Source organism: Plantactinospora veratri (assembly GCF_036421995.1).
Classification (GTDB): domain Bacteria; phylum Actinomycetota; class Actinomycetes; order Mycobacteriales; family Micromonosporaceae; genus Plantactinospora; species Plantactinospora veratri.
In genome coordinates this window covers 94,178-113,355 of record NZ_JAZGQL010000020.1, presented here as the reverse complement: position 1 = coordinate 113,355, position 19,178 = coordinate 94,178, and the positions used below count along the sequence as shown (strand labels likewise).

Here is a 19,178-nt window from a genome sequence, read left to right as displayed (position 1 = left end):
GGCTTGCCCGGCCGGGGCAAGATGGCAGGGTGCCCACGCCACCCCCCGCCGACGTGCTCGAACCGCACGACGACACCGTCGACGAGATCGAGTCACGCGAGGAACTGGATCTCCATCTCCGGGCCGGCAGCCTGGCCGGCCTGACCGTGCAGGGGCTCCGGCTGGATCGCGATCCGGTACCGGACCTGACCGGGGTCGACCTGACCGGCACCCTCTTCGCCGGGTGCCGGTTCGTGTCCCGGGAGGTGGAGGCGGAGCTGGTCCGGCGCGGCGCGACCGTGGTGCCCGCGTTCGCGGCAGTGCCGTACCCGACGCACCCGTCCCGGCTCTACACCGCCGACGAGCTTGCCGCCGGGTTCGACACCGGCGGCTTCGCCGGAATGTACGACACCGTCGTCTACGAGCACTTCCGGGCGCACGGCGGCGCGCTGCCGGAGCTGCGGGAGGCGCTGGCCCAGCGGCTGCACGACCACGCCGTCGACAACGCGCTGACCGACGCCACCCGCTCCTGGCTGGCCCGGCACGGTCCGGGTTCGGTGGTCGGGGTGATGGGCGGGCACGCGGTACCGCGCGGCACCTCGGCGTACCGGCTGGCCGCGACGCTCGGCTGGGAGCTGGCCCGGGCCGGCCGGCTGGTGGTGACCGGCGGTGGTCCCGGGGTGATGGAGGCGGCCAACCTGGGCGCCTACCTCTCCGAGCGGTCGGCGGCCGACCTCGGTTCGGCGATCGACCTGCTGGCCACCGCACCGGACTTCACCGATCACGACCCCTACACCGCGGTCGCGCTGCGGGTACGGGCCCGGTTCGGGCCGGCCGTTCCGCAGCCCCGCACCAGCAACGGAAACGCCACCGACATCGGGAAGAGCAGCGGGAACGGGATCGGCAACGGGCAGCGGGAGGTCGACCCGGACGGCTGGGCCCGGCGCGGTGGGCTCGCCATCCCCACCTGGCTGTACGGGCACGAACCGGCGAACCTCTTCGCCGGCCGGATCGCCAAGTATTTCTCCAACGCGATCCGGGAGGACACCATCCTCCGGCTGGCCCGGGGCGGGATCGTCTTCGCCGCCGGCCGGGCCGGAACGGTGCAGGAGGTGTTCCAGGCGGCCACCAAGACGTTCTACGGCACCGATGGCGACAGCGGGCCGTACGTCTTCCTGGACAGCGCGTTCTGGACCCGGACCCTGCCGATCGAGGCGCTGCTGCGGCCGCTGCTGGCGCTGGCGCCCACCGGTGACCTGGCCCGCTCGGTGTACGTCACCGACGACGTGCACGAGGCCGTCCGGCTGCTCACCGCCGCCGGATAGCGCTGCACGCCGCGGCCCTGGGCGGGTGGGCTGGCCGGTTCACCGATCGCCGACCGTGGCCCACCCGTCGCCGGGATGGAGTGCCGGAAACTACTTGGCCAGCGTCGTACCGGTCGAGCGCAGGTGCTCGCACGCCTCGACGACCCGCTGCGCCATGCCCGCCTCGGCCGCCTTGCCCCAGACCCGAGGGTCGTACTGCTTCTTGTTGCCGACCTCGCCGTCGACCTTGAGTACCCCGTCGTAGTTGCGGAACATGTGGTCCGCGACCGGCCGGGTGAAGGTGTACTGCGTGTCGGTGTCGATGTTCATCTTCACCACGCCGTAGTCGAGCGCCTCGCGGATCTCCTCCAGCAGCGAGCCGGAGCCGCCATGGAAGACCAGGCTGAGCGGCTTGTCACCCTTGTTGTACTTGGCGCCGACCGCCTGCTGGATCTCGTTGAGGATCTCCGGGCGGAGCTTGACGTTGCCCGGCTTGTAGACGCCGTGCACGTTGCCGAAGGTCAGCGCCGCCATGTAGCGGCCCTTCTCACCGAGGCCGAGCGCGTCGACCATGGCGATGCCGTCCTCGACGGTGGTGTAGAGCTTCTCGTTGATCGCGTTCTCGACGCCGTCCTCCTCGCCGCCGACCACACCGACCTCGATCTCCAGCACGATGTGCCCGGCCGCCGCCTCGTCGAGCAGCTGCGCCGCGATCTCCAGGTTCTCCCCGACCGGTACGGCGGAGCCGTCCCACATGTGCGACTGGAAGAGCGGCTCCTCGCCCCGGGCCACCCGCTCCTTGGAGATCGCCATCAGCGGCCGGACGAACTTGTCGAGCTTGTCCTTCGGGCAGTGGTCGGTGTGCAGCGCGACGTTGACCGGGTAGTTCTTCGCCACCTCCCGGGCGTACGCGGCGAACGCCACCGCCCCGGTCACCATGTTCTTGACGGTCGGGCCGGAGAGGTATTCCGCGCCACCGGTGGAGACCTGGATGATGCCGTCGCTCTCCGCGTCGGCGAAGCCGCGCAGCGCCGCGTTCAGGGTCTGCGAGGACGTCACGTTGATCGCCGGGTACGCGTACCGGCCCGCCTTGGCGCGGTCCAGCATCTCGGCGTAGACCTCGGGGGAAGCGATGGGCATGTGAAACGCTCCTTACTAACCGCTCTCGGCCTGCTCGGCCGCTGTCTGGATGAACCTCTTTCCCACCTCCCCTCGCGGCCCGTGGTCCTGGTCCTGGTCCCCGGGTGAGGGTCGATACGCGGGCGCCGCGCGGCTCAGGTGGGAAGGGACTCGCTGGGTGCGCCCGGACCGCGCTGTCCTCCGCCCCGAAGTATCCCGTAGCCCGCTCGCGCCAATTCAACCCACCCGGCCCGGCTCAGCGTTCGGACCGGCCCGGCCAGACCACACCGAGCAGCCAGCTCACCACCGCCATCACGATCGCCCCGTAGAAGGCCGGCCAGAAGCCGTCGATTTCGAACGGCAGGTCGAACACGTCCGCGATCCAGTCCGTGAGCAGGAAGAGCAGCGCGTTGACGACCAGCGCGAACAGCCCCAGGGTCAGCACGTAGAAGACGCAGCCGACGACCCGGATGATCGGCTTGAGTACCGCGTTGACCACCCCGAAGATGAACGCCACGACGAGTACGGTCAGCGCGTCGTCCGCGGTGGTCCGCCCGGTCAGCTCGATACCGGGCACCACCAGGCTGGTGATCCACAGCGCCAATGCGCTGATCACCAGCCGGAACAGGAAGCCCACCGCATCATCGTGGCACGCGACCCGGAGCCGGACGGGCGGTTTAGCCCGCTCCGGGACCGGGCACGGTGCTCCGGGTACGGGTCGCCCGCTCAGCCCGTACGGTGAAGAGCAGCGGCACCGACCGGCAGGAGTAGGACATGGGCCAGCCCGACGAGGACTTCGCTCCCGGCAACCACCTCAGCCCGGACGAGCGTGACCCGGAGGCGCCGGCCGAGGACGCCCTGGAGCAGGCGACCGTCGCGGACCCGAACGTCGAGGACCAGCCGGCCGTCCAGCGCGGGCTGGAGGTCAACGAGTGGGACGCCGTGGAGCAGGCCCAGGTCGTCGGCTCCGACGACGACGACTACCGCTGAGCCGCCGGCGCCGGTAACTCAGCCGGGCTCCCCGGCACCGTCACCGACGGGTCGGAAAGCCCAGCCGGCGGGGCGGGAGGCTCACCCTGCTCCGGCGCCCCGGCGAGCAGCCGGCGGTAGATCCCGGTGAGGATCTCGGCCTGGGCGGCCCAGGTCCAGCCCGCCAGCAGCCCCGGCCGGTCGTACGCGGTCCGGTACCGCCCCGGGTCCGCCAGCACCGCCCGGACCGCGCGGGCGTAGTCGGCGACGTCCCGGGCCCGGAACACCTCGCCCTGCCCGGTCGACCGGACCGTCTCGGCCATCGTCCGCACGTCGCTGACCACCAGCGGCAGCCGGGCGTGCGCGTACTCGAAGAACTTGGTGATCAGCGCGATCTCGTGGTTGGGCCAGTGGTGGATCGGGATCGCCCCGACGTCCGCGCCGGCCAGGAACGGCACCACCTGCCAGTGCTCGACGTACGGCAGCACGTGTACCCGGTCGGCGACGCCGATCCGGTGGGCGTGCGCGACGAGCCTGCGCACGTACTGGAGGTCGGGGTTCACCACCAGCGCGGTGTGCACCCCGGGCAGCTCCGGCAGCGCGTCGACCATGGTCCGCAGGCCGCGCTGCTCGGCGGCGCTGCCGCTGTAGACCACCAGCGGCACGTCGCGCCCGATCCCGCAGCGCTGCCGCAGGTCCGGCCCGGACCCGTCCACCCCGGCCGGGGCGTGTTCGGCGGCGGGCGCGTTCAGCACCACCGCCGGCCGCTCGGCGAGCTGGTGCTCGGCCCGGAGCAGGTCGGCGAGCGCGTCGGAGACGGTGACCACGGCGTCGGCGTACCGGGCGTACTCGCGCTCGTGCGCCCGCATCGCCGGCAGCCAGCGGATGTTCGGCTGCCACGGCCGGATGCCCGGCAGGAACTCGTGGGCGTCCCAGACCAGCCTGACCGGCCGGCCGGCGGCCTGTGCCCTGATCTTGGCTCGGGCACCCACCCCGAGCATCCGGAAGTCGTTGGCGTGGATCAGGTCCGGCGCCAGCTCGTCGACGACCGGCCCGTACGCCAGCTCGTAGTCCCAGAGTCCCGGTTCGAGCCGCCGCCAGGCACCGTTCCCCATCGTCAACTGCCAGAAGAGCGTGTACGCCCGGTCCCACGGGTTGCGGTAGCGGCGGGCGTAGCGGCCCCGGTTGTGCATCTTCGTCCGGACCCAGACCCAGCGGCCGGCCAGCGCGGCCAGCAGCAGCCGGAGCCGGAGCAGGAGTTCCGCCGCCCGGTCCCGCCGGCCCGCCCGGGCGGCCAGTTCGAGTTGCGCGCCCCGGAACCGCAGGTCCGCCCGCCAGGCGTCGACCTGCCGGGACCGGTATTCGGCGATCCCGTTCGGCGGATAGCCGAGCGGCCAGCGCAGCCAGGCCCGCCGGTACTGGTGCCGCTTGCGGAACAGCGGCTCGGGCATCGGCAGCAGCCGTACCCGCGCCCCGCCGAGCTGCCAGTCCTGCGGCGCCCCGGTCGGCGACCGGCCGAGCAGGATCACCTCCCAGCCGGCGTCCGCCGCCGAGCGGGCCTGCTTCTGCACCCGGGAGTCCCCGTGGACGCCGTTGTCGACCAGCATGACGATCCGGCCCCGCACCTGGCGGCCCGTCCCGGCATCGTCCGGCGTCATCGTTCGGCTCCGTCCCACGCACCGCCCCCACGGACCCGGCGAGTGTACGAGCCGGCCCCGGCGACCAGGGCGGGAACGAGATGACACGGAGGTGAACAGCGCGCGACGGAACCGGTCGGACCGGTCAGCGGGTGACGCGCTCCGGGTGCCTGCCGACCCACTCCGCCAGGGTGTCCCGGGCGAACGCGTCGAAGAGGCTGCGGCTCTGGGTCGGGTCCAGACTCTCGACCTGGCCCACCGGCCCACGGTCCGGGTGGTAGGTCCAGCCGATCCCGACCGCGTCCGCCGCGGCCACCGTCCGCAGCGCGCCGAACAGCTCCTGCGGGGTCGTCCCGTCCAGGTCGAGGGTCAGGTGTCGGCCGAGCGCCCGGACGATCTCGGCGACCCGGACCGGGTTGAGGCCGTTGGCCGGATCGGTGACCTCGTGCAGCAGCGCCTCGGCGAACCGCTGCCCGTTGCGGTCCCGGTCGTGCGCCCCCTGCTCCAGCCCGTACCGCTGGCGGAGCAGGTCCTGCGCGGCCGCGCCGTCGAGCCGCTGGCAGCCGGCCGGGAAGACCCGGGTGGTGTGGTGGGACCGTACCTGCTGCGGCAGGCACGCCCGGACCCCGCCGACGGCGTCGGTGAGCTGCCGCAGCCCGGCGTAGGTCAGCGTCGCGGTCGCGTCGAACCGGATCCCGGTCAGCGCGGTGACGGTCCGCTCGGTCAGCGCGGCCCCGGCGGCCAGGTCCGGCCGGCCACCCGGCCGGTGGCTGCCGAGGTAGAAGGCGGCGCTCAGCTTCCCGAAGCCGTGCCCGGGCACCTCGACGCCGAGGTCCCGAGGTACCGAGACGAGATAGAGCCGGCTGCGGTCCGCCGGCACGTGCACCAGCAGCACGGTGTCCGCGCGGTGGCCGTTGCTCCGGCCGTCTCCGCCGTCGACGCCGAGGACGAGGAAGTCCAGCGGCTCGGCCGGGCCGGTCGCCCGGGCCGCGAGCGGTGGTGCGGCGACCTCGGAGACCGGCGGCATCCCCACGGTACGACCGAACGTCGGCACCGCCAGCACGCCGAGGATGGCGAGGGCGGCCCCGATGACCCGGGCTGCGCGCCGCCGGCCGCGTCGGCGGGAGGCCCGCCGGTCGATCGCCGCCCGCAGCGGCCCGGCCTCCGGGGTCAGCGACTCGTACCGGGCGAACGCCGCCCGCAGCTCGTCCTCGACCGGCCGCTGGTCCGGGCCGGCGCCCGACTCGTCCGACCCGGCCGAGTCGTCGAACACCCGGATGTCGTCGTCGCTCATTCTCAGGCCTCCACGAATTCGGCACGAAGGGTGGCGAGGGCGCGCGAGATGGCGGACCGCACGGTGCCGACGGCGCAGCCGAGCACCTCGGCGATCTCGGCGTCCGGCAGGTCCTCGTAGTAGCGGAGCACCAGCGCGGCCCGCTGCCGGCGCGGCAACCGGGCCAACCAGCTCCACACCTGGTCCCGCTCCACGGTGGTCTCGGCGTGGTCGACACGTACCGCCAGCGCCTCGTCGGGCTCCGCGCGCAGCAGTACCCGGCGCACCCAGGAGCCGCGCTGCCAGTCGAGGTACTGGTTGGTCAGCATCCGGCGTACGTACCGCTCGGGCGCGTCGGCCCGGGTCACCCGACGCCAGTTGAGCTGGACCCGCACCATCGTCTCCTGCACGAGATCCTGGGCGAGATGGGGATCGCCGGTCAGCATCACCGCGTAGCGCAGCAGCGCGGTGAGTCTGGAGTCGGCGAACTCCTCGTACGTCACTGGCACCTCCGGGCCTCTCCTTCCTATAGACGGAAGTGTGGGACAGGAAGATTGCGATTAATCGAGGCGACGGGTCGTCGGTGAGCTGTCAGCATTGTCGACGTGTTGATCACCGTGACCACCACCCACCAGCCGGCCACCGATCTGGGCTATCTGCTCGTGAAGCATCCCGACCGGGTGCACACGTTCGGGATGCCCACCGGTACGGCGTACGTGGTGTATCCGGAGGCCGGCACCGAACGCTGTACCGCCGCCCTGCTGCTCGACATCGACCCGCTGGCGCTCTCCGGTGCCGGCCGGGGGCGCCGGGGCCGGGGCGGCGGCCCGACGCCGGACGGCTTCACCCTCGGCCAGTACGTCAACGACCGCGGGTACGCCGCCTCCAGCCTGCTCTCCTCGGCACTGTCCACCGTGTTCCGCTCCGCGCTGCGCGGCAGCTCGAAGGATCGGCCCGAGCTGGCGGCCACCCCGATCCCGCTGGAGCTGCGGGTGCCGGCGCTGCGCTGCCGGGGCGGGGCCGAGCTGGCCGGGAAGCTCTTCACCCCGCTGGGCTGGACGGTCGCCGCCGTCCCGATCCCGCTCGACCCGGACCGCGCCGGGTGGGGCGACAGCCGGTACGTCGACCTCACCCTGACCGGCACGGTCCGGCTGGCCGACGCCCTGAACCACCTCTATGTGCTGCTGCCGGTACTCGACGACGCCAAGCACTACTGGGTCGCGCCGGACGAGATCGACAAGCTGCTCCGGGCCGGTGCCGGCTGGCTGGCGGAACACCCGGAACGCGGCCTGATCACCCGCCGCTACCTGGCCCACCGGCGGGCCCTGGCCGGTGTCGCCCTGGCCCGCCTCGCCGAGCAGCGGCTGGTCGACGAGCCGGCCGACCCGGACTCCATCGTGGAGACTCCGGACTGCGGTGCGGACGAGGAGGCCGGGCTGCCGGCGACGGTGGACCGGCAGCCGCTCGCGGCGCTGCGCCGGGCCGCCGTACTCGACGCGCTCGACGCCTGCGGCGCCACCCGGGTCCTCGACCTGGGCTGCGGCGGCGGCGCGCTCCTGACCGAGCTGGTCAAGAACCGCCGGTACACCGAGGTCGTCGGCACCGACGTCTCGTCCCGGACCCTGGCGGTCGCGGAGCGCCGGCTGCGGCTGGACCGGCTGCCGCCCCGGCAGCGCGAGCGGATCAAGCTGTGGCAGTCCGCGCTGACCTACCGGGACGACCGGCTGCGCGGGTACGACGCCGCCGTGCTGATGGAGGTGGTCGAGCATCTCGACCCACCGCGCCTGCCGGCGCTGGAGGCGGCCGTCTTCGGGCACGCCCGGCCGGGGACGGTGGTCGTGACCACCCCGAACGTCGAGTACAACGTGCGGTATCCGGGGCTGGCCGCCGGCGCTTTCCGGCACGCCGACCACCGGTTCGAGTGGAGCCGGGCCGAGTTCGCCGACTGGGCCGGCTCGGTCGGTGCCGGTTACGGCTACGCGGTCGCGATCAGCGGCGTCGGCGCCGACGACCCCGAGGTCGGCAGCCCGACCCAGCTCGCGGTCTTCACCCGCACCGCACCCGGCGGCACCGGGAACGGAACCGAGAACGGAGGAGGCGCCCGATGAGCACACTGGACATTCCCGAACTGGCCCTGGTGGCCCTGGTCGGCGTCTCCGGCTCGGGCAAGTCGACCTTCGCCCGCCGGCACTTCGCGCCGACCCAGGTGCTCTCCTCGGACATCTTCCGGGCGATGGTGGCCGACGACGAGAACGACCAGTCCGCCTCGGCCGACGCCTTCGAGGTCCTGCACCACGTCGCCGGGAAGCGGCTGCGCGCCGGCCGGCTGACCGTGGTGGACGCCACCAACCTCCAGCAGCACGCCCGGGCCGGGCTGGTCACCGTCGCCCGGGAACACGACGTACTCCCGGTGGCGATCGTGCTGGACGTGCCCGAACCGCTCTGCTGGGAGCGTACGCAGACCCGGCCGGACCGGACCTTCGGCCGGCAGGTCCTCGGCCGGATGCAGCGGGACCTGCGGCGCAGCCTCGGGCGGCTGGAGCGGGAGGGCTTCCGCAAGGTGCACGTGCTGCGCGGCGTCGAGGAGATCGAGGCCGCGCAGATCCGCTACGAGAAGCTCTTCAACGACCGGAAGGAGCTGACCGGGCCGTTCGACATCATCGGCGACGTGCACGGCTGCCGGGCCGAGCTGGAGGCGCTGCTGCTCCGGCTCGGCTGGACGCTGCACCGGGACGGTGCCGGGCGGCCGGTGAACGCGACGCACCCGCAGGGGCGTACCGCGATCTTCGTGGGTGACCTGGTCGACCGCGGGCCGGACTCGCCCGGCGTACTCCGGCTGGTGATGGGGATGGTCGGCGCCGGCACCGCGCTCTGCGTGCCCGGCAACCACGAGCAGAAGCTGCTGCGCAAGCTGCGCGGCCGCAACGTCACGGTGTCGCACGGCCTGGCCGAGACGCTGGCCCAGCTCGACGCCGAGGAACCCGGCTTCGTCGCCGAGATCTCCGCGTTCGTCGACGGCCTGGTCAGCCACTACGTGCTGGACGACGGCCGGCTGGTGGTCGCGCACGCCGGGCTCAAGGCCGAATACCAGGGCCGGGCGTCCGGCCGGGTCCGGGCGTTCGCGCTCTTCGGCGAGACGACCGGCGAAACCGACGAGTACGGCCTGCCGGTGCGCTACCCGTGGGCCCGGGACTACCGGGGTTCGGCCATGGTCGTCTACGGCCACACCCCCACCCCGGCGCCCGAGTGGGTCAACAACACCATCTGCATCGACACCGGCTGCGTCTTCGGCGGCACGTTGACCGCGCTGCGCTACCCGAGCCGGGAACTCGTCTCGGTGCCGGCGGCGAAGGAGTACTACCCGCCGGCCCGGCCGCTGGCCGTCGCGCCGGTCGCGCCGTCACCGGCCGGGGCAGCCGGCCGGCCGGCTGCGGACGGGCGGGACGATCTCGGGCTGGACCTGCGGGACGTCACCGGGCGGCGGCACCTCGACTACGGCTACGGCACGGTGACCGTACCGGCCGAGAACGCCGCCGCCGCGCTGGAGGTGATGAGCCGGTTCGCCGTCGACCCGCGCTGGCTGCCCTGGCTGCCGCCGACCATGGCGCCCTGCTCCACCTCGACCGTGGACGGCTTCCTGGAGCATCCGGCGCAGGCGTTCGAGGACTACCGGCGGGCCGGGGTCGACCGGGTGGTCTGCGAGGAGAAGCACATGGGCTCCCGGGCGGTGGTGCTGGTCTGCCGGGACGAGACCGACCAGACGGGTGCCGGCCGGTTCGGCCCGGGTGACGGGGTCGTCTACACCCGGACCGGTCGGCCGTTCTTCGGCGGGGCGCTCGACCGGGCGCTGCTGGCCCGGGTACGTTCCGCCGTCGGCAGCGCCGGACTCTGGGCCGAACTCGACACCGACTGGCTGCTGCTCGACTGTGAACTGCTGCCCTGGTCGGCCAAGGCCGGCGCGCTGATCCGGGAGCAGTACGCCCCGGTCGGTGCGGCGGGCCGGGCCGCGCTGCCGGCCGTACTCGACGCGCTGGACCGGGCGGCCGGGCGGGACCTGCCGGTCGCCGACCTCCGGGCCCGGATGGCTCGCCGGGCGACCGACCTGCACCGCTACACCGAGGCGTACCGGAGCTACGTCCGGCCGACCGACGGCCTCGCCGGGGTGACCCTGGCGCCGTTCGCCGTGCTCGCCAGCGAGGGTGCCTCGCACGCCGGCCGGGACCACGGCTGGCACCTCGCCCTGGCCGACCGGCTGCACGGCGCCGAGCCGGAGCTGTTCACCCCGACCCGGCGCCGGGTGGTGGATCTCGCCGACGAGGCGGCGGTGTCGGCGGCGACGGACTGGTGGCTGGAGCTGACCGGGGCCGGCGGCGAGGGCATGGTGGTGAAGCCGTACGCCGGGCCCGGTGCCCGGGACGCCGAGGGCCGGCTACTCCAGCCGGGCCTGAAGTGCCGGGGCCGGGACTACCTGCGGATCATCTACGGCCCGGAGTACGCCGAACCGGACCAGTTGGCCGTTCTCCGGCACCGGTCGCTGGGCCGCAAGCGCGGGCTGGCCCTGCGCGAGCACGGGCTCGGCCTGGCCGCGCTGGACCGGCTGGCCGAGGGCGCCCCGCTCTGGCGGCGGCACGAGCTGGTCTTCGCGATCCTCGCCTGCGAGTCGGAACCGGTCGATCCGCGACTCTAGGGCGACGTCCGCCCTGGTCGGCGACGGGGTCGACTCCGGCGCCGACCAGGACGGGCGGAGCGATCCGTTCCCGGTAGGCCCCGGCGGCGGCATCGCGCGGCGACTGTCGGGAAGGTCCGCCTAGACTGCTGTGGTACCCGCCACCATGTTGGCGGACCCTTCACCGGCCATGCCGAGAGTTCCGGAGGTCTCCTCGTGCCGACGCCCACCACCACGCTGGCCCTGGGTCCGGATTGGCTGGATCCGGAGTGGTTGATCTCGACTTTCGGGCTGCTCGGCATCCTGGCCATCGTCTTCGCCGAGTCCGGGCTGTTGATCGGCTTCTTCCTGCCCGGTGACTCGTTGCTCTTCACGGCCGGCCTGCTGACCGCCGACGGGGAATACATCACCTACCCGCTCTGGCTGGTCTGCCTGCTGATCACGATCGCGGCGATCGCCGGCGACCAGGTCGGGTACGCGTTCGGCAAGAAGGTCGGCCCCGCGCTGTTCCGGCGCCCCAACTCCCGGCTGTTCAAGCAGGAGAACCTGCTCAAGGCGCACGAGTTCTTCGAGAAGTACGGCGCCCGATCGGTGGTGCTGGCCCGGTTCGTACCGATCGTCCGTACCTTCACCCCGATCGTCGCCGGGGTCAGCGGGATGCGCTACCGCACCTTCGTCGTCTACAACGTGATCGGTGGCATCCTCTGGGGCACCGGGGTCACCGTGCTCGGCTTCTTCCTCGGTCAGATCCCGTTCGTCAAGGCGAACATCGAGCTGATCCTGATCGCCATCGTCTTCGTCTCGGTGATCCCGATCATCATCGAGCTGCTCCGGGCCCGGATGGCCGCCCGCCGGGGCACCACCCCGGCCGAACGGACCGAGCTGGAGCACGCCGCCCAGGAGGCCCAGCGGCACCGCCGCGGCTACTGAGCCGGCGGAATTACGGCGGGGCCGGCAGCGGCCGGTCGCCGGTGAACCACGGGGCAGCGGCGCGGCCGGTCACACGCTGGTCGCGCCGCCGTCGATCCGGGACAGGAACTCGGCGGGCAGCTCCGGCAGCTCGGCCAACCGCCCGACGGCGAGCGCCTTGTACGTCAGCCGGGCCGCTTCCTCAAGGTTCGCGGCACGCTTGTGCGCCAGCTCCACGCTGTCGGCCAGCACCGAGCAGCCGTGCCGGCTCAACACCAGACAGTTGGTGCCGTCCCGGGTCGCGTCGGCGGCCAACTCGGCCAGCTCGGCGGTGCCGGGCAGCCGGAACGGCACCCGGGCGACCCGGCGCAGATAGAAGCCGTGGTCGGTGGTGACCAGCCGGACCGCCTCGCCGAGCGCGTCGAGCAGCAGCACGGTCTGCGGGTGCAGGTGCACGATCGCGTTCACGTCCGGCCGGGCCCGATAGGTGGCGAGGTGCAGTTCGACCTCGCTGGTCGGCATGACCTGCCGGCGCTGCGGCGCTGACGGGCCGCCCGCGTTCCGGGCGTGCGGAAGCGCGGAGCGTCGCCACGCCGCGTCACCAGCGGCACCGGGCACCCCGACGGACGCGGAGACACCACCGGCGGCCGGAGCGTCCGACACCCGTGGCGCGGGCAGCACCGTACCGTCCGGGACGGCGGCAGCGTCCCGGAGAGACTCTCCGGCCGGCTGTGCCGGGCCACCGTCGGCGGCCTGGCCCCCGGGGCGGCGCGGATCGTCCGAGTAGGCCGGAGGGTCCGTGCGAACGGAACCATCCGAGATGCGCACCCGGACGAAGGACGAACGGTCAAGCCGGTCCAGCCAGGTGCCGCCAGCGGTCACCCAGCAGGAATCGCCGTCGGGCAACCGGGCGGACAGGTTGCCTCCGGAACCGACCACGAGGCCGGTCCGGACGACGTCCTGCCCGACGTACGCGAGCTGATCCCGCAGGTCTCCCCGGAGATAGTTCACGCCGGAAGCCCACCCCGCCCCACCGCGTCAGCAGCGGTTGGACCGTCTGGCGCCGTCCTGTGAAGGGCGGCCACCAGACGGGCCGTGCGCTGATTCAGCGGGCCTTCTTGGTGGCCCGCTTACGCGGCGGGGTCAGCAGGTCGGCGATCGTGGCGATCGCCGTCGGCACCAGCCGGTAGTAAGCCCACACGCCCCGCTTCTCCCGCTCCAGCAAGCCGGCTTCGGTGAGGATACGGAGGTGGTGGCTGACCGTCGGCTGGGAGAGGCCAAGCGGCGCGGTGAGATCACACACGCACGCTTCGCCCTCCGGTGCCGACTGGATCAGGCTGAGCAGTCGAAGCCGAGCGGGGTCGGCAAGGGCCTTGAGGACCCCCGCCAGCCGCTCAGCGTCGGCGCGCTCGATCGGCTCGCCGGCAAGCGGCGAGATCTGAGGCATAGTCATTTCGGCCAACGCAGTTCCCACGTATTCCATCCTTCCACCAGCAGCATCGACCCGCCTGCATATCAGCAGATCCGAATCGGCAAACTTTTAGGCCACTAGGCCGAGGTCAGCCAACGTATAGGCTGCCCGGTATGGCAATCCGGCGGCTCGTACGGCGTCGCCCGCACCACGATCAACAATAACCGCCACGCCCACGACCTCGGCTTCGGCCTCCCGTAACGCCTCCACTGCGGTCAGCACACTGCCTCCCGTGGTGGAGGTGTCCTCCACCGCCAACACTCGGCGGCCACTCAGCTCCGGACCCTCGATCCGGCGCTGCAACCCATGCGTCTTGCCGGCCTTGCGCACCACGAAAGCGTCGAGTCGACGCGACGTCGCCGAGGCGGCGTGCAGCATCGAAACGGCGATCGGGTCCGCACCCAACGTCAGGCCGCCAACCGCGTCGTAGTCCCAGTCCGCCGTGAGGTCGAGCATGACCCGGCCGACCAACGGTGCCGCCGCGTGATGCAGGGTCACGCGCCGCAGATCGACGTACCAGTCCGCCTCACGACCAGAGGACAACACCACCCGACCGTGCACGACGGCGAGGTCAGTGATGAATTTACGCAGGTCGTCGTGGTCGCCCATGGCCGGTAAGGGTACTGCGCCAAGGTGAGAGCCGAATGGCCGACCCGGTGGGAGGGCCGTTCGAGTCGGTCTGACGGTGGCCGATGGGACTGAAAATCGGCTACTCTCCGCACTGAATCTTGCCCACGGTCGGGACGTCGTCACCGCAGCCGTCGGAGCGCCAGGGACGCCTCACCCGGCCGGATCACAACTCTGCGCGACCGGTCCGCCCCCGGGCGTCCTTGGCCACCGCCCGCCAGATCCGGCCCGGTGCGTGCCGCAGACCGAAGACCGCGACCTTGTAGCGCCAGTCCGGGACACTGACCATGCGGTCCCGATCCAGGTCACGAAGGGCGTCCCGCACCACGTCGTCGGCGCGCAGCCACAACCAGTCCGGGGTCTTCGACATGTCGATGCCGGCCCGGTCGTGGAACTCGGTACGCGTGTAGCCGGGGCAGAGCGCCATCACCCGTACGCCCATCGGCCGCACCGACTGGGCCACCGACTCGCTGAAGTTCGTCACCCACGCCTTGCTCGCCGGGTACGTCGACCCGGGCATCACCGGCCCGAAGCCTGAGACGGAAGAGACATTTATCACTGCGCCGTAGCGCCGCTCGACCATCCTGGGCAGGGCGGCGAGGGTCAGCCGGAGCACGGCGTGCACGTTCAACCGGAGCAGCCGGGACTCGTCGGCGACGGTCGAGCGCAGGAACGAGCGGTTGAGACTGATCCCGGCACTGTTGACGAGCATGTCGACCGGTGCCGACGCGTCGGAGAGCCGCTCCTCGACCGAGCCGCACCCCTGGTCGGTGGCGAGGTCGGCCGGGAGGACCTCGACCCTGTTGCCGTGCCGGGCGGTCAGCTCGGTGGCGGACTCCGCGAGCCGCTGCGCGTCCCGGGCCACCAGCAGCAGGTCGTAGCCGTCGGCGGCGAGCCGCCGGGCGAACGCGGCACCGATTCCGGCGGTGGCGCCGGTGATCAGGGCGCGCCGGGTTCCGCTCCGGCCCGGCCCGGGGGGCCCGCCGGCGTCGGGTTCGGTGCCCGAGGGCGGAACGGCTGCTGCCACTGACTTCCTCACCTCGACGACCACGCGGGTACCGCTCCCACAAGGTAGCGGAGCGTCCGGAATCCGAAAAGAACCTCGTCCCCCGGGGAGCGGCTCGGCGGCGGGCTCGGAGGGCGTACCCGGCGCCGTCGCGCGGCCCGACCGCCGGACGTGCCGGATCCCCCGGCGGCCGGTGCCGACCGGGGGATCCGTGGTGCGTCGATTCAGCTCGCCGGCGGGTTGCCCGGCGGGTTCGTCGGCGGGTTGCCGGGCGGGTTGCTCGGCGGCCCGGCCGGCGGGTACTGCGGGTACCCGGGGTCGGTGCCGGTGCTCGGCGCCTGGCCCGGGTACGCCGCACCCGGCACCGGTGGCTCCCAGCCGGCCGGCTGCTTGCGGAAGAACTCGTTCGACGCGGGCAGCGCCAGCAGGATGATCGCGGCGATCAACGCCAGCAGCGCGACGATCGAGCAGATCAGCGTGAGCGGCTCGCTCCAGGAGGGCAGCTCCGCCTCGAGCCGACGCTGGATCTCGGCGTTGTCCGGGCCGTCCGCTGTGGAGCCTCCGCCGGTGCCCACCCCGGAGAGCGCCGTTCCAGCGGCACCGAACCCGGTGCAGCAGACTCCGAGCCCGGCGACCACCCAGGTGGCGATCCGGGCACCGTTGCGGCCCTGGTTGTTCAGCAGGGCCAACACCACCAGACCGATGGCGATCAGCAGTTGCAGTACGACGCTGAACACGGTGATGCCGACGGCGAAGCCCTCGGCACCCTCGACGGAGGTGCCGGCGTACTCCTCGCGGAAGATGGTCGAGACAGTGCCGAGCGTGGTGAGGCTGACCACCGCCGACACGGCGATCAGGGCCGCCGCCAGATAGAGCAGATAGCTGGCATTGGTGACGGTGCTCGGGCGCGGCCTCGCGGTCGACGCGGACGTGGCTGGTTCCGACACGGCTCTCCTTTCCTGGCTCGGGTCCCCCGGGTCGGGGGTCCCGGGATCGGGTTGTGCGGATCGAACGTTCCCAGATCAGAATTCCCAGATTCCGGACCACCGTATCGGTACCGGTCCCACTGCCCGGGGGTGAACCGCCGCTGGCGGTGCGGCGCGGAGCGGCCCGGAGCGCCGTCAGTCCCGGCCGAGCCGGCCGGCGGCGTACTCACCCAGGGTCGTCTGGTCCATCAGGCAACCGCTGAAGGTGGTCAGTTCGGCCCGATCGCCGAGCAGCCCCCGCCAGGCGTCCCGGGCCGCCGCCGGGTCCAGCCGGTCGAGCAGCGTCGCCGCGTACGCCTTGCCGGCGGCCGAACCGTTCGCCAGCAACCACGCCAGCCGGGGACGCAACTCCCCGGCGTGCTCGGGCAGGGCCGCCTCGACGGTCCGGTACGCCTCGGTGGGCGGCAACACCTGGCCGGCGAGACCCACCCCGCCGAATGCGACGACGTCGGCGCCGGCCAGCTCGCGTACCGCCGTCGCCAGCTCGTCGCCCCGTCCCGGAAACTCGGTCATGCCACCAATGGTCACCCGATCCGGCCGGGAGCGCTCGCCGGCAGGGCACCGGACCGCTCGGTGGTCCGCGACGGACGACGGGGCCGGCCCGATCCCACGATCGGGCCGGCCCCGGGGTGTCCGCTCAGACCCGGACGACGGTCAGCGACTCCTTGGTGTCGGCCATGTCGACCCGGACGGTGTCGCCGTCGCGCACCTCGCCGGCCAGCAACGCCCTGGCCAGCCGGTCGCCGATCGCCGACTGCACCAGCCGGCGCAGCGGCCGGGCGCCGTAGATCGGGTCGTACCCGTGCTCGGCGAGCCAGCTCCGGGCCGCGTCGGTGACCTCCAGACCGAGCCGCCGGTCGGCGAGCCGCCGCCGCAGCCGATCGAGCTGGATGTCCACGATCCCGCGCAGCTCCTGCCCGGTCAGCGAGGCGAAGACGACGATGTCGTCGAGCCGATTCAGGAACTCCGGCTTGAAGTGCGAGCGGACCACCGCCAGCACCGCCTCCCGGCGCTCCTCCTCGCCCAGGGTCAGGTCGGAGACGACCGCCGTGCCGAGGTTGGAGGTGAGGATCAGGATGGCGTTGCGGAAGTCGACCGTACGCCCCTGGCCGTCGGTGAGCCGGCCGTCGTCGAGCACCTGGAGCAGTACGTCGAAGACGTCCGGATGCGCCTTCTCCACCTCGTCCAGCAGGATCACCGAGTACGGCCGGCGGCGCACCGCCTCGGTGAGCTGCCCGCCCTCCTCGTACCCGACGTAGCCGGGCGGGGCGCCGACGAGCCGGGCCACCGAGTGCTTCTCGGCGTACTCGCTCATGTCGATCCGGACCATCGCCCGCTCGTCGTCGAAGAGGAACTCGGCGAGCGCCTTGCCCAGTTCGGTCTTGCCGACGCCGGTCGGGCCGAGGAAGAGGAAGCTGCCGGTGGGCCGGTCCGGGTCGGCGACCCCGGCCCGGGCCCGGCGTACCGCGTCGGAGACCGCGGCCACCGCCTCGGCCTGGCCGACCACCCGGGCGCCGAGCGACGACTCCATCCGGAGCAGCTTGGCGGTCTCGCCCTCCATCAGCCGGCCGGCCGGGATACCGGTCCAGGAGGCGACCACCGCGGCGATGTCGTCGGCGCCGACCTCCTCCTTGAGCATCGCCCCGTCGGCCTGAAGCCCGGCGAGTTCCCCCTCGGCCCGGGTCAGCGCGGCCTTCAGCTCGGGGATCCGGCCGTAGCGCAGTTCGGCGGCGCGTTCCAGCTCGCCGTCCCGCTCGGCCCGCTCGGCCTCGCCGCCGAGCCGCTCCAGCTCCTCCTTGGCGGTGGAGATCCGGGTGATGTGTTCCTTCTCCAGCCGCCAGCGCTCACTGAGCGCGGTGAGCTGCTCGCGCTTGTCGGCCAGCTCCTTGCGGAGCCGCTCGAGGCGCTCGGCCGAGGCCGGGTCGGGCTCCTTGGCCAGCGCCATCTCCTCGATCTCCAGCCGGCGTACCGCGCGCTCGATCTCGTCGACCTCGGTGGGCCGGGAGTCGATCTCCATCCGGAGCCGGGAGGCGGACTCGTCGACCAGGTCGATCGCCTTGTCCGGCAGGAACCGTTCGGTGATGTACCGGTCGGAGAGGCTGGCGGCGGCGACCAGGGCGGCATCGGTGATGCGTACCCCGTGGTGCACCTCGTAGCGCTCCTTGAGCCCGCGCAGGATGCCGATGGTGTCCTCGATGGTCGGCTCGCCGACCAGCACCGGCTGGAAGCGCCGCTCCAGCGCCGGGTCCTTCTCGATGTGCTCGCGGTACTCGTCGAGCGTGGTGGCGCCGACCATCCGCAGCTCGCCCCGGGCCAGCATCGGCTTGAGCATGTTGCCGGCGTCCATCGAGCCCTCGCCCTTGCCGGCGCCGACCACGGTGTGCAGTTCGTCGAGGAAGGTGATGACCTGGCCGTCGGAGTTCTTGATCTCCTCCAGCACCGACTTGAGCCGCTCCTCGAACTGCCCCCGGTACTGCGCACCGGCGACCATCGCGCCGAGGTCGAGCGAGACCAGCTTCTTGTCCCGCAGCGACTCGGGGACGTCACCGGCGACGATCCGCTGGGCCAGCCCCTCGACGATCGCCGTCTTTCCGACGCCGGGCTCGCCGATCAGCACCGGGTTGTTCTTGGTGCGCCGGGAGAGCACCTGCACCACCCGGCGGATCTCGGCGTCCCGGCCGATCACCGGGTCGATCTTGCCTTCCCGGGCGCTGGCGGTCAGGTCGACGCCGTACTTCTCCAGCGCCTGGTAGGTCTGCTCGGGGTCGGCGGTGGTGACCCGGCGGTCGCCGCCGCGTACCGCCGGGAAGGCGGCGACGAGGTTCTCCTCGGTGGCGCCGGCCTGCTTGAGGGTGTTGGCGACCGCGCCGCCGACCCGGGCCAGCCCGGCCAGCAGGTGCTCCGTGGAGGTGTACTCGTCGCCGAGCGGCCGGGCGATCTGCTCGGCCGCGCCGATGGCGTTGACGAACTCGCGGGCCAGGCTCGGCTCGGCGACGCTCGATCCCCGGGCTGCCGGCTGGTTCTCCACGGCCCGGGCGGCGGCCCGCCGGATGTCGGCCGGATTCGCCCCGACCGCGCGCAGCAGTCCGGCCGCGGTGGACCCGCCGGTGTCCAGCAGGGACAGCAGCAGGTGCCACGGTTCGACGGTGGCGTGGCCGCGCTGGTTCGCCGTCGCGACGGCGCCGGTGATGACTTCGCGGCTCTTCGTGGTGAGACGTTCGGCGTTCATGGG

The 19,178-nt window shown here is 72.7% G+C and carries 17 protein-coding genes; 5 read left to right on the top strand and 12 right to left on the bottom strand.

The features are described 5' to 3' along the window. Positions 1-29 precede the first annotated feature (29 nt). Complete coding sequence (locus V1634_RS24175; RefSeq protein ID WP_331210172.1) at positions 30-1,304, top strand: LOG family protein; 1,275 nt, start codon at positions 30-32, stop codon at positions 1,302-1,304. Positions 1,305-1,394: 90 nt separating this feature from the next. Here V1634_RS24175 and fbaA read toward each other — a convergent pair whose 3' ends face one another. Further along, positions 1,395-2,423, bottom strand: coding sequence for a class II fructose-bisphosphate aldolase (fbaA, locus tag V1634_RS24170; protein ID WP_331210171.1), 1,029 nt, complete (start codon positions 2,421-2,423; stop codon positions 1,395-1,397). Positions 2,424-2,658: 235 nt separating this feature from the next. Continuing rightward, positions 2,659-3,039, bottom strand: a complete 381-nt coding sequence (locus V1634_RS24165) for a phage holin family protein (RefSeq protein WP_331210170.1) — start codon at positions 3,037-3,039, stop codon at positions 2,659-2,661. Positions 3,040-3,176: 137 nt separating this feature from the next. On the opposite strand from V1634_RS24165, the gene V1634_RS24160 reads away from it, so the two are divergent. Beyond that, positions 3,177-3,392, top strand: a complete 216-nt coding sequence (locus tag V1634_RS24160; protein ID WP_331210169.1) for a hypothetical protein — start codon at positions 3,177-3,179, stop codon at positions 3,390-3,392. On the opposite strand, the gene V1634_RS24155 is transcribed toward V1634_RS24160, so the two are convergent. The 3 genes from V1634_RS24155 to V1634_RS24145 all read right to left on the bottom strand — a co-directional run bounded on the left by V1634_RS24155 (position 3,383) and on the right by V1634_RS24145 (position 6,784). After that, a complete protein-coding gene (locus tag V1634_RS24155) occupies positions 3,383-4,978 on the bottom strand; it encodes a glycosyltransferase family 4 protein (RefSeq protein WP_331210276.1) in 1,596 nt (531 codons plus the stop codon). The genes V1634_RS24160 and V1634_RS24155 overlap by 10 nt on opposite strands. A 175-nt stretch (positions 4,979-5,153) precedes the next feature. Next, positions 5,154-6,302: an LCP family protein gene (locus V1634_RS24150; protein ID WP_331210168.1), complete on the bottom strand. Its 1,149-nt coding sequence runs from the start codon at positions 6,300-6,302 to the stop codon at positions 5,154-5,156. Positions 6,303-6,304: 2 nt separating this feature from the next. After that, complete coding sequence (locus V1634_RS24145; RefSeq protein ID WP_331210275.1) at positions 6,305-6,784, bottom strand: SigE family RNA polymerase sigma factor; 480 nt, start codon at positions 6,782-6,784, stop codon at positions 6,305-6,307. A 102-nt stretch (positions 6,785-6,886) separates the two neighbouring features. Between V1634_RS24145 and V1634_RS24140 the strand changes: the two genes are divergently transcribed. The 3 genes from V1634_RS24140 (at position 6,887) to V1634_RS24130 (ending at position 11,877) form a co-directional block, all read left to right on the top strand. After that, complete coding sequence (locus V1634_RS24140) at positions 6,887-8,389, top strand: 3' terminal RNA ribose 2'-O-methyltransferase Hen1 (RefSeq protein WP_331210167.1); 1,503 nt, start codon at positions 6,887-6,889, stop codon at positions 8,387-8,389. Continuing rightward, positions 8,386-10,968 (top strand): polynucleotide kinase-phosphatase, encoded by a 2,583-nt coding sequence (locus V1634_RS24135; protein WP_331210166.1) that lies wholly within the window; start codon positions 8,386-8,388, stop codon positions 10,966-10,968. The genes V1634_RS24140 and V1634_RS24135 overlap by 4 nt, the downstream gene beginning before the upstream one ends. 195 nt (positions 10,969-11,163) lie before the next feature. Then, a complete protein-coding gene (locus V1634_RS24130) occupies positions 11,164-11,877 on the top strand; it encodes a DedA family protein (RefSeq protein WP_331210165.1) in 714 nt (237 codons plus the stop codon). Between the two features lie 69 nt (positions 11,878-11,946). Here the strand turns inward: V1634_RS24130 and V1634_RS24125 are convergent, their stop codons facing one another. From V1634_RS24125 to clpB, 7 genes are all read right to left on the bottom strand, one after another. Then, the gene (locus V1634_RS24125; RefSeq protein WP_331210164.1) at positions 11,947-12,867 is read right to left on the bottom strand and encodes a class II aldolase/adducin family protein; all 921 of its coding nucleotides are present in this window, start codon (positions 12,865-12,867) and stop codon (positions 11,947-11,949) included. Positions 12,868-12,961: 94 nt separating this feature from the next. Further along, positions 12,962-13,339, bottom strand: a complete 378-nt coding sequence (locus V1634_RS24120) for an ArsR/SmtB family transcription factor (protein ID WP_007073957.1) — start codon at positions 13,337-13,339, stop codon at positions 12,962-12,964. A gap of 57 nt (positions 13,340-13,396) precedes the next feature. Then, complete coding sequence (gene pyrE, locus V1634_RS24115; RefSeq protein WP_331210163.1) at positions 13,397-13,936, bottom strand: orotate phosphoribosyltransferase; 540 nt, start codon at positions 13,934-13,936, stop codon at positions 13,397-13,399. 184 nt (positions 13,937-14,120) lie between these two features. Next, complete coding sequence (locus V1634_RS24110; protein WP_331210274.1) at positions 14,121-14,897, bottom strand: SDR family NAD(P)-dependent oxidoreductase; 777 nt, start codon at positions 14,895-14,897, stop codon at positions 14,121-14,123. Between the two features lie 287 nt (positions 14,898-15,184). After that, the gene (locus V1634_RS24105; RefSeq protein WP_331210162.1) at positions 15,185-15,907 is read right to left on the bottom strand and encodes a hypothetical protein; all 723 of its coding nucleotides are present in this window, start codon (positions 15,905-15,907) and stop codon (positions 15,185-15,187) included. Positions 15,908-16,081: 174 nt separating this feature from the next. Next, complete coding sequence (locus V1634_RS24100; protein WP_331210161.1) at positions 16,082-16,459, bottom strand: hypothetical protein; 378 nt, start codon at positions 16,457-16,459, stop codon at positions 16,082-16,084. Between the two features lie 124 nt (positions 16,460-16,583). After that, positions 16,584-19,175 (bottom strand): ATP-dependent chaperone ClpB, encoded by a 2,592-nt coding sequence (gene clpB / locus V1634_RS24095; protein ID WP_331210160.1) that lies wholly within the window; start codon positions 19,173-19,175, stop codon positions 16,584-16,586. Positions 19,176-19,178: the final 3 nt, after the last annotated feature.

Excerpts from the sequence above, each read along its gene's own strand:
- fbaA (WP_331210171.1), bottom strand. The coding sequence starts at position 2,423 with ATGCCCATCGCTTCCCCCGAGGTCTACGCCGAGATGCTGGACCGCGCC.
- V1634_RS24160 (WP_331210169.1), top strand. The coding sequence starts at position 3,177 with ATGGGCCAGCCCGACGAGGACTTCGCTCCCGGCAACCACCTCAGCCCG.
- V1634_RS24155 (WP_331210276.1), bottom strand. The coding sequence starts at position 4,978 with ATGCTGGTCGACAACGGCGTCCACGGGGACTCCCGGGTGCAGAAGCAG.
- V1634_RS24150 (WP_331210168.1), bottom strand. The coding sequence starts at position 6,302 with ATGAGCGACGACGACATCCGGGTGTTCGACGACTCGGCCGGGTCGGAC.
- V1634_RS24135 (WP_331210166.1), top strand. The coding sequence starts at position 8,386 with ATGAGCACACTGGACATTCCCGAACTGGCCCTGGTGGCCCTGGTCGGC.
- V1634_RS24120 (WP_007073957.1), bottom strand. The coding sequence starts at position 13,339 with ATGGAATACGTGGGAACTGCGTTGGCCGAAATGACTATGCCTCAGATC.
- pyrE (WP_331210163.1), bottom strand. The coding sequence starts at position 13,936 with ATGGGCGACCACGACGACCTGCGTAAATTCATCACTGACCTCGCCGTC.
- V1634_RS24100 (WP_331210161.1), bottom strand. The coding sequence starts at position 16,459 with ATGACCGAGTTTCCGGGACGGGGCGACGAGCTGGCGACGGCGGTACGC.
- clpB (WP_331210160.1), bottom strand. The coding sequence starts at position 19,175 with ATGAACGCCGAACGTCTCACCACGAAGAGCCGCGAAGTCATCACCGGC.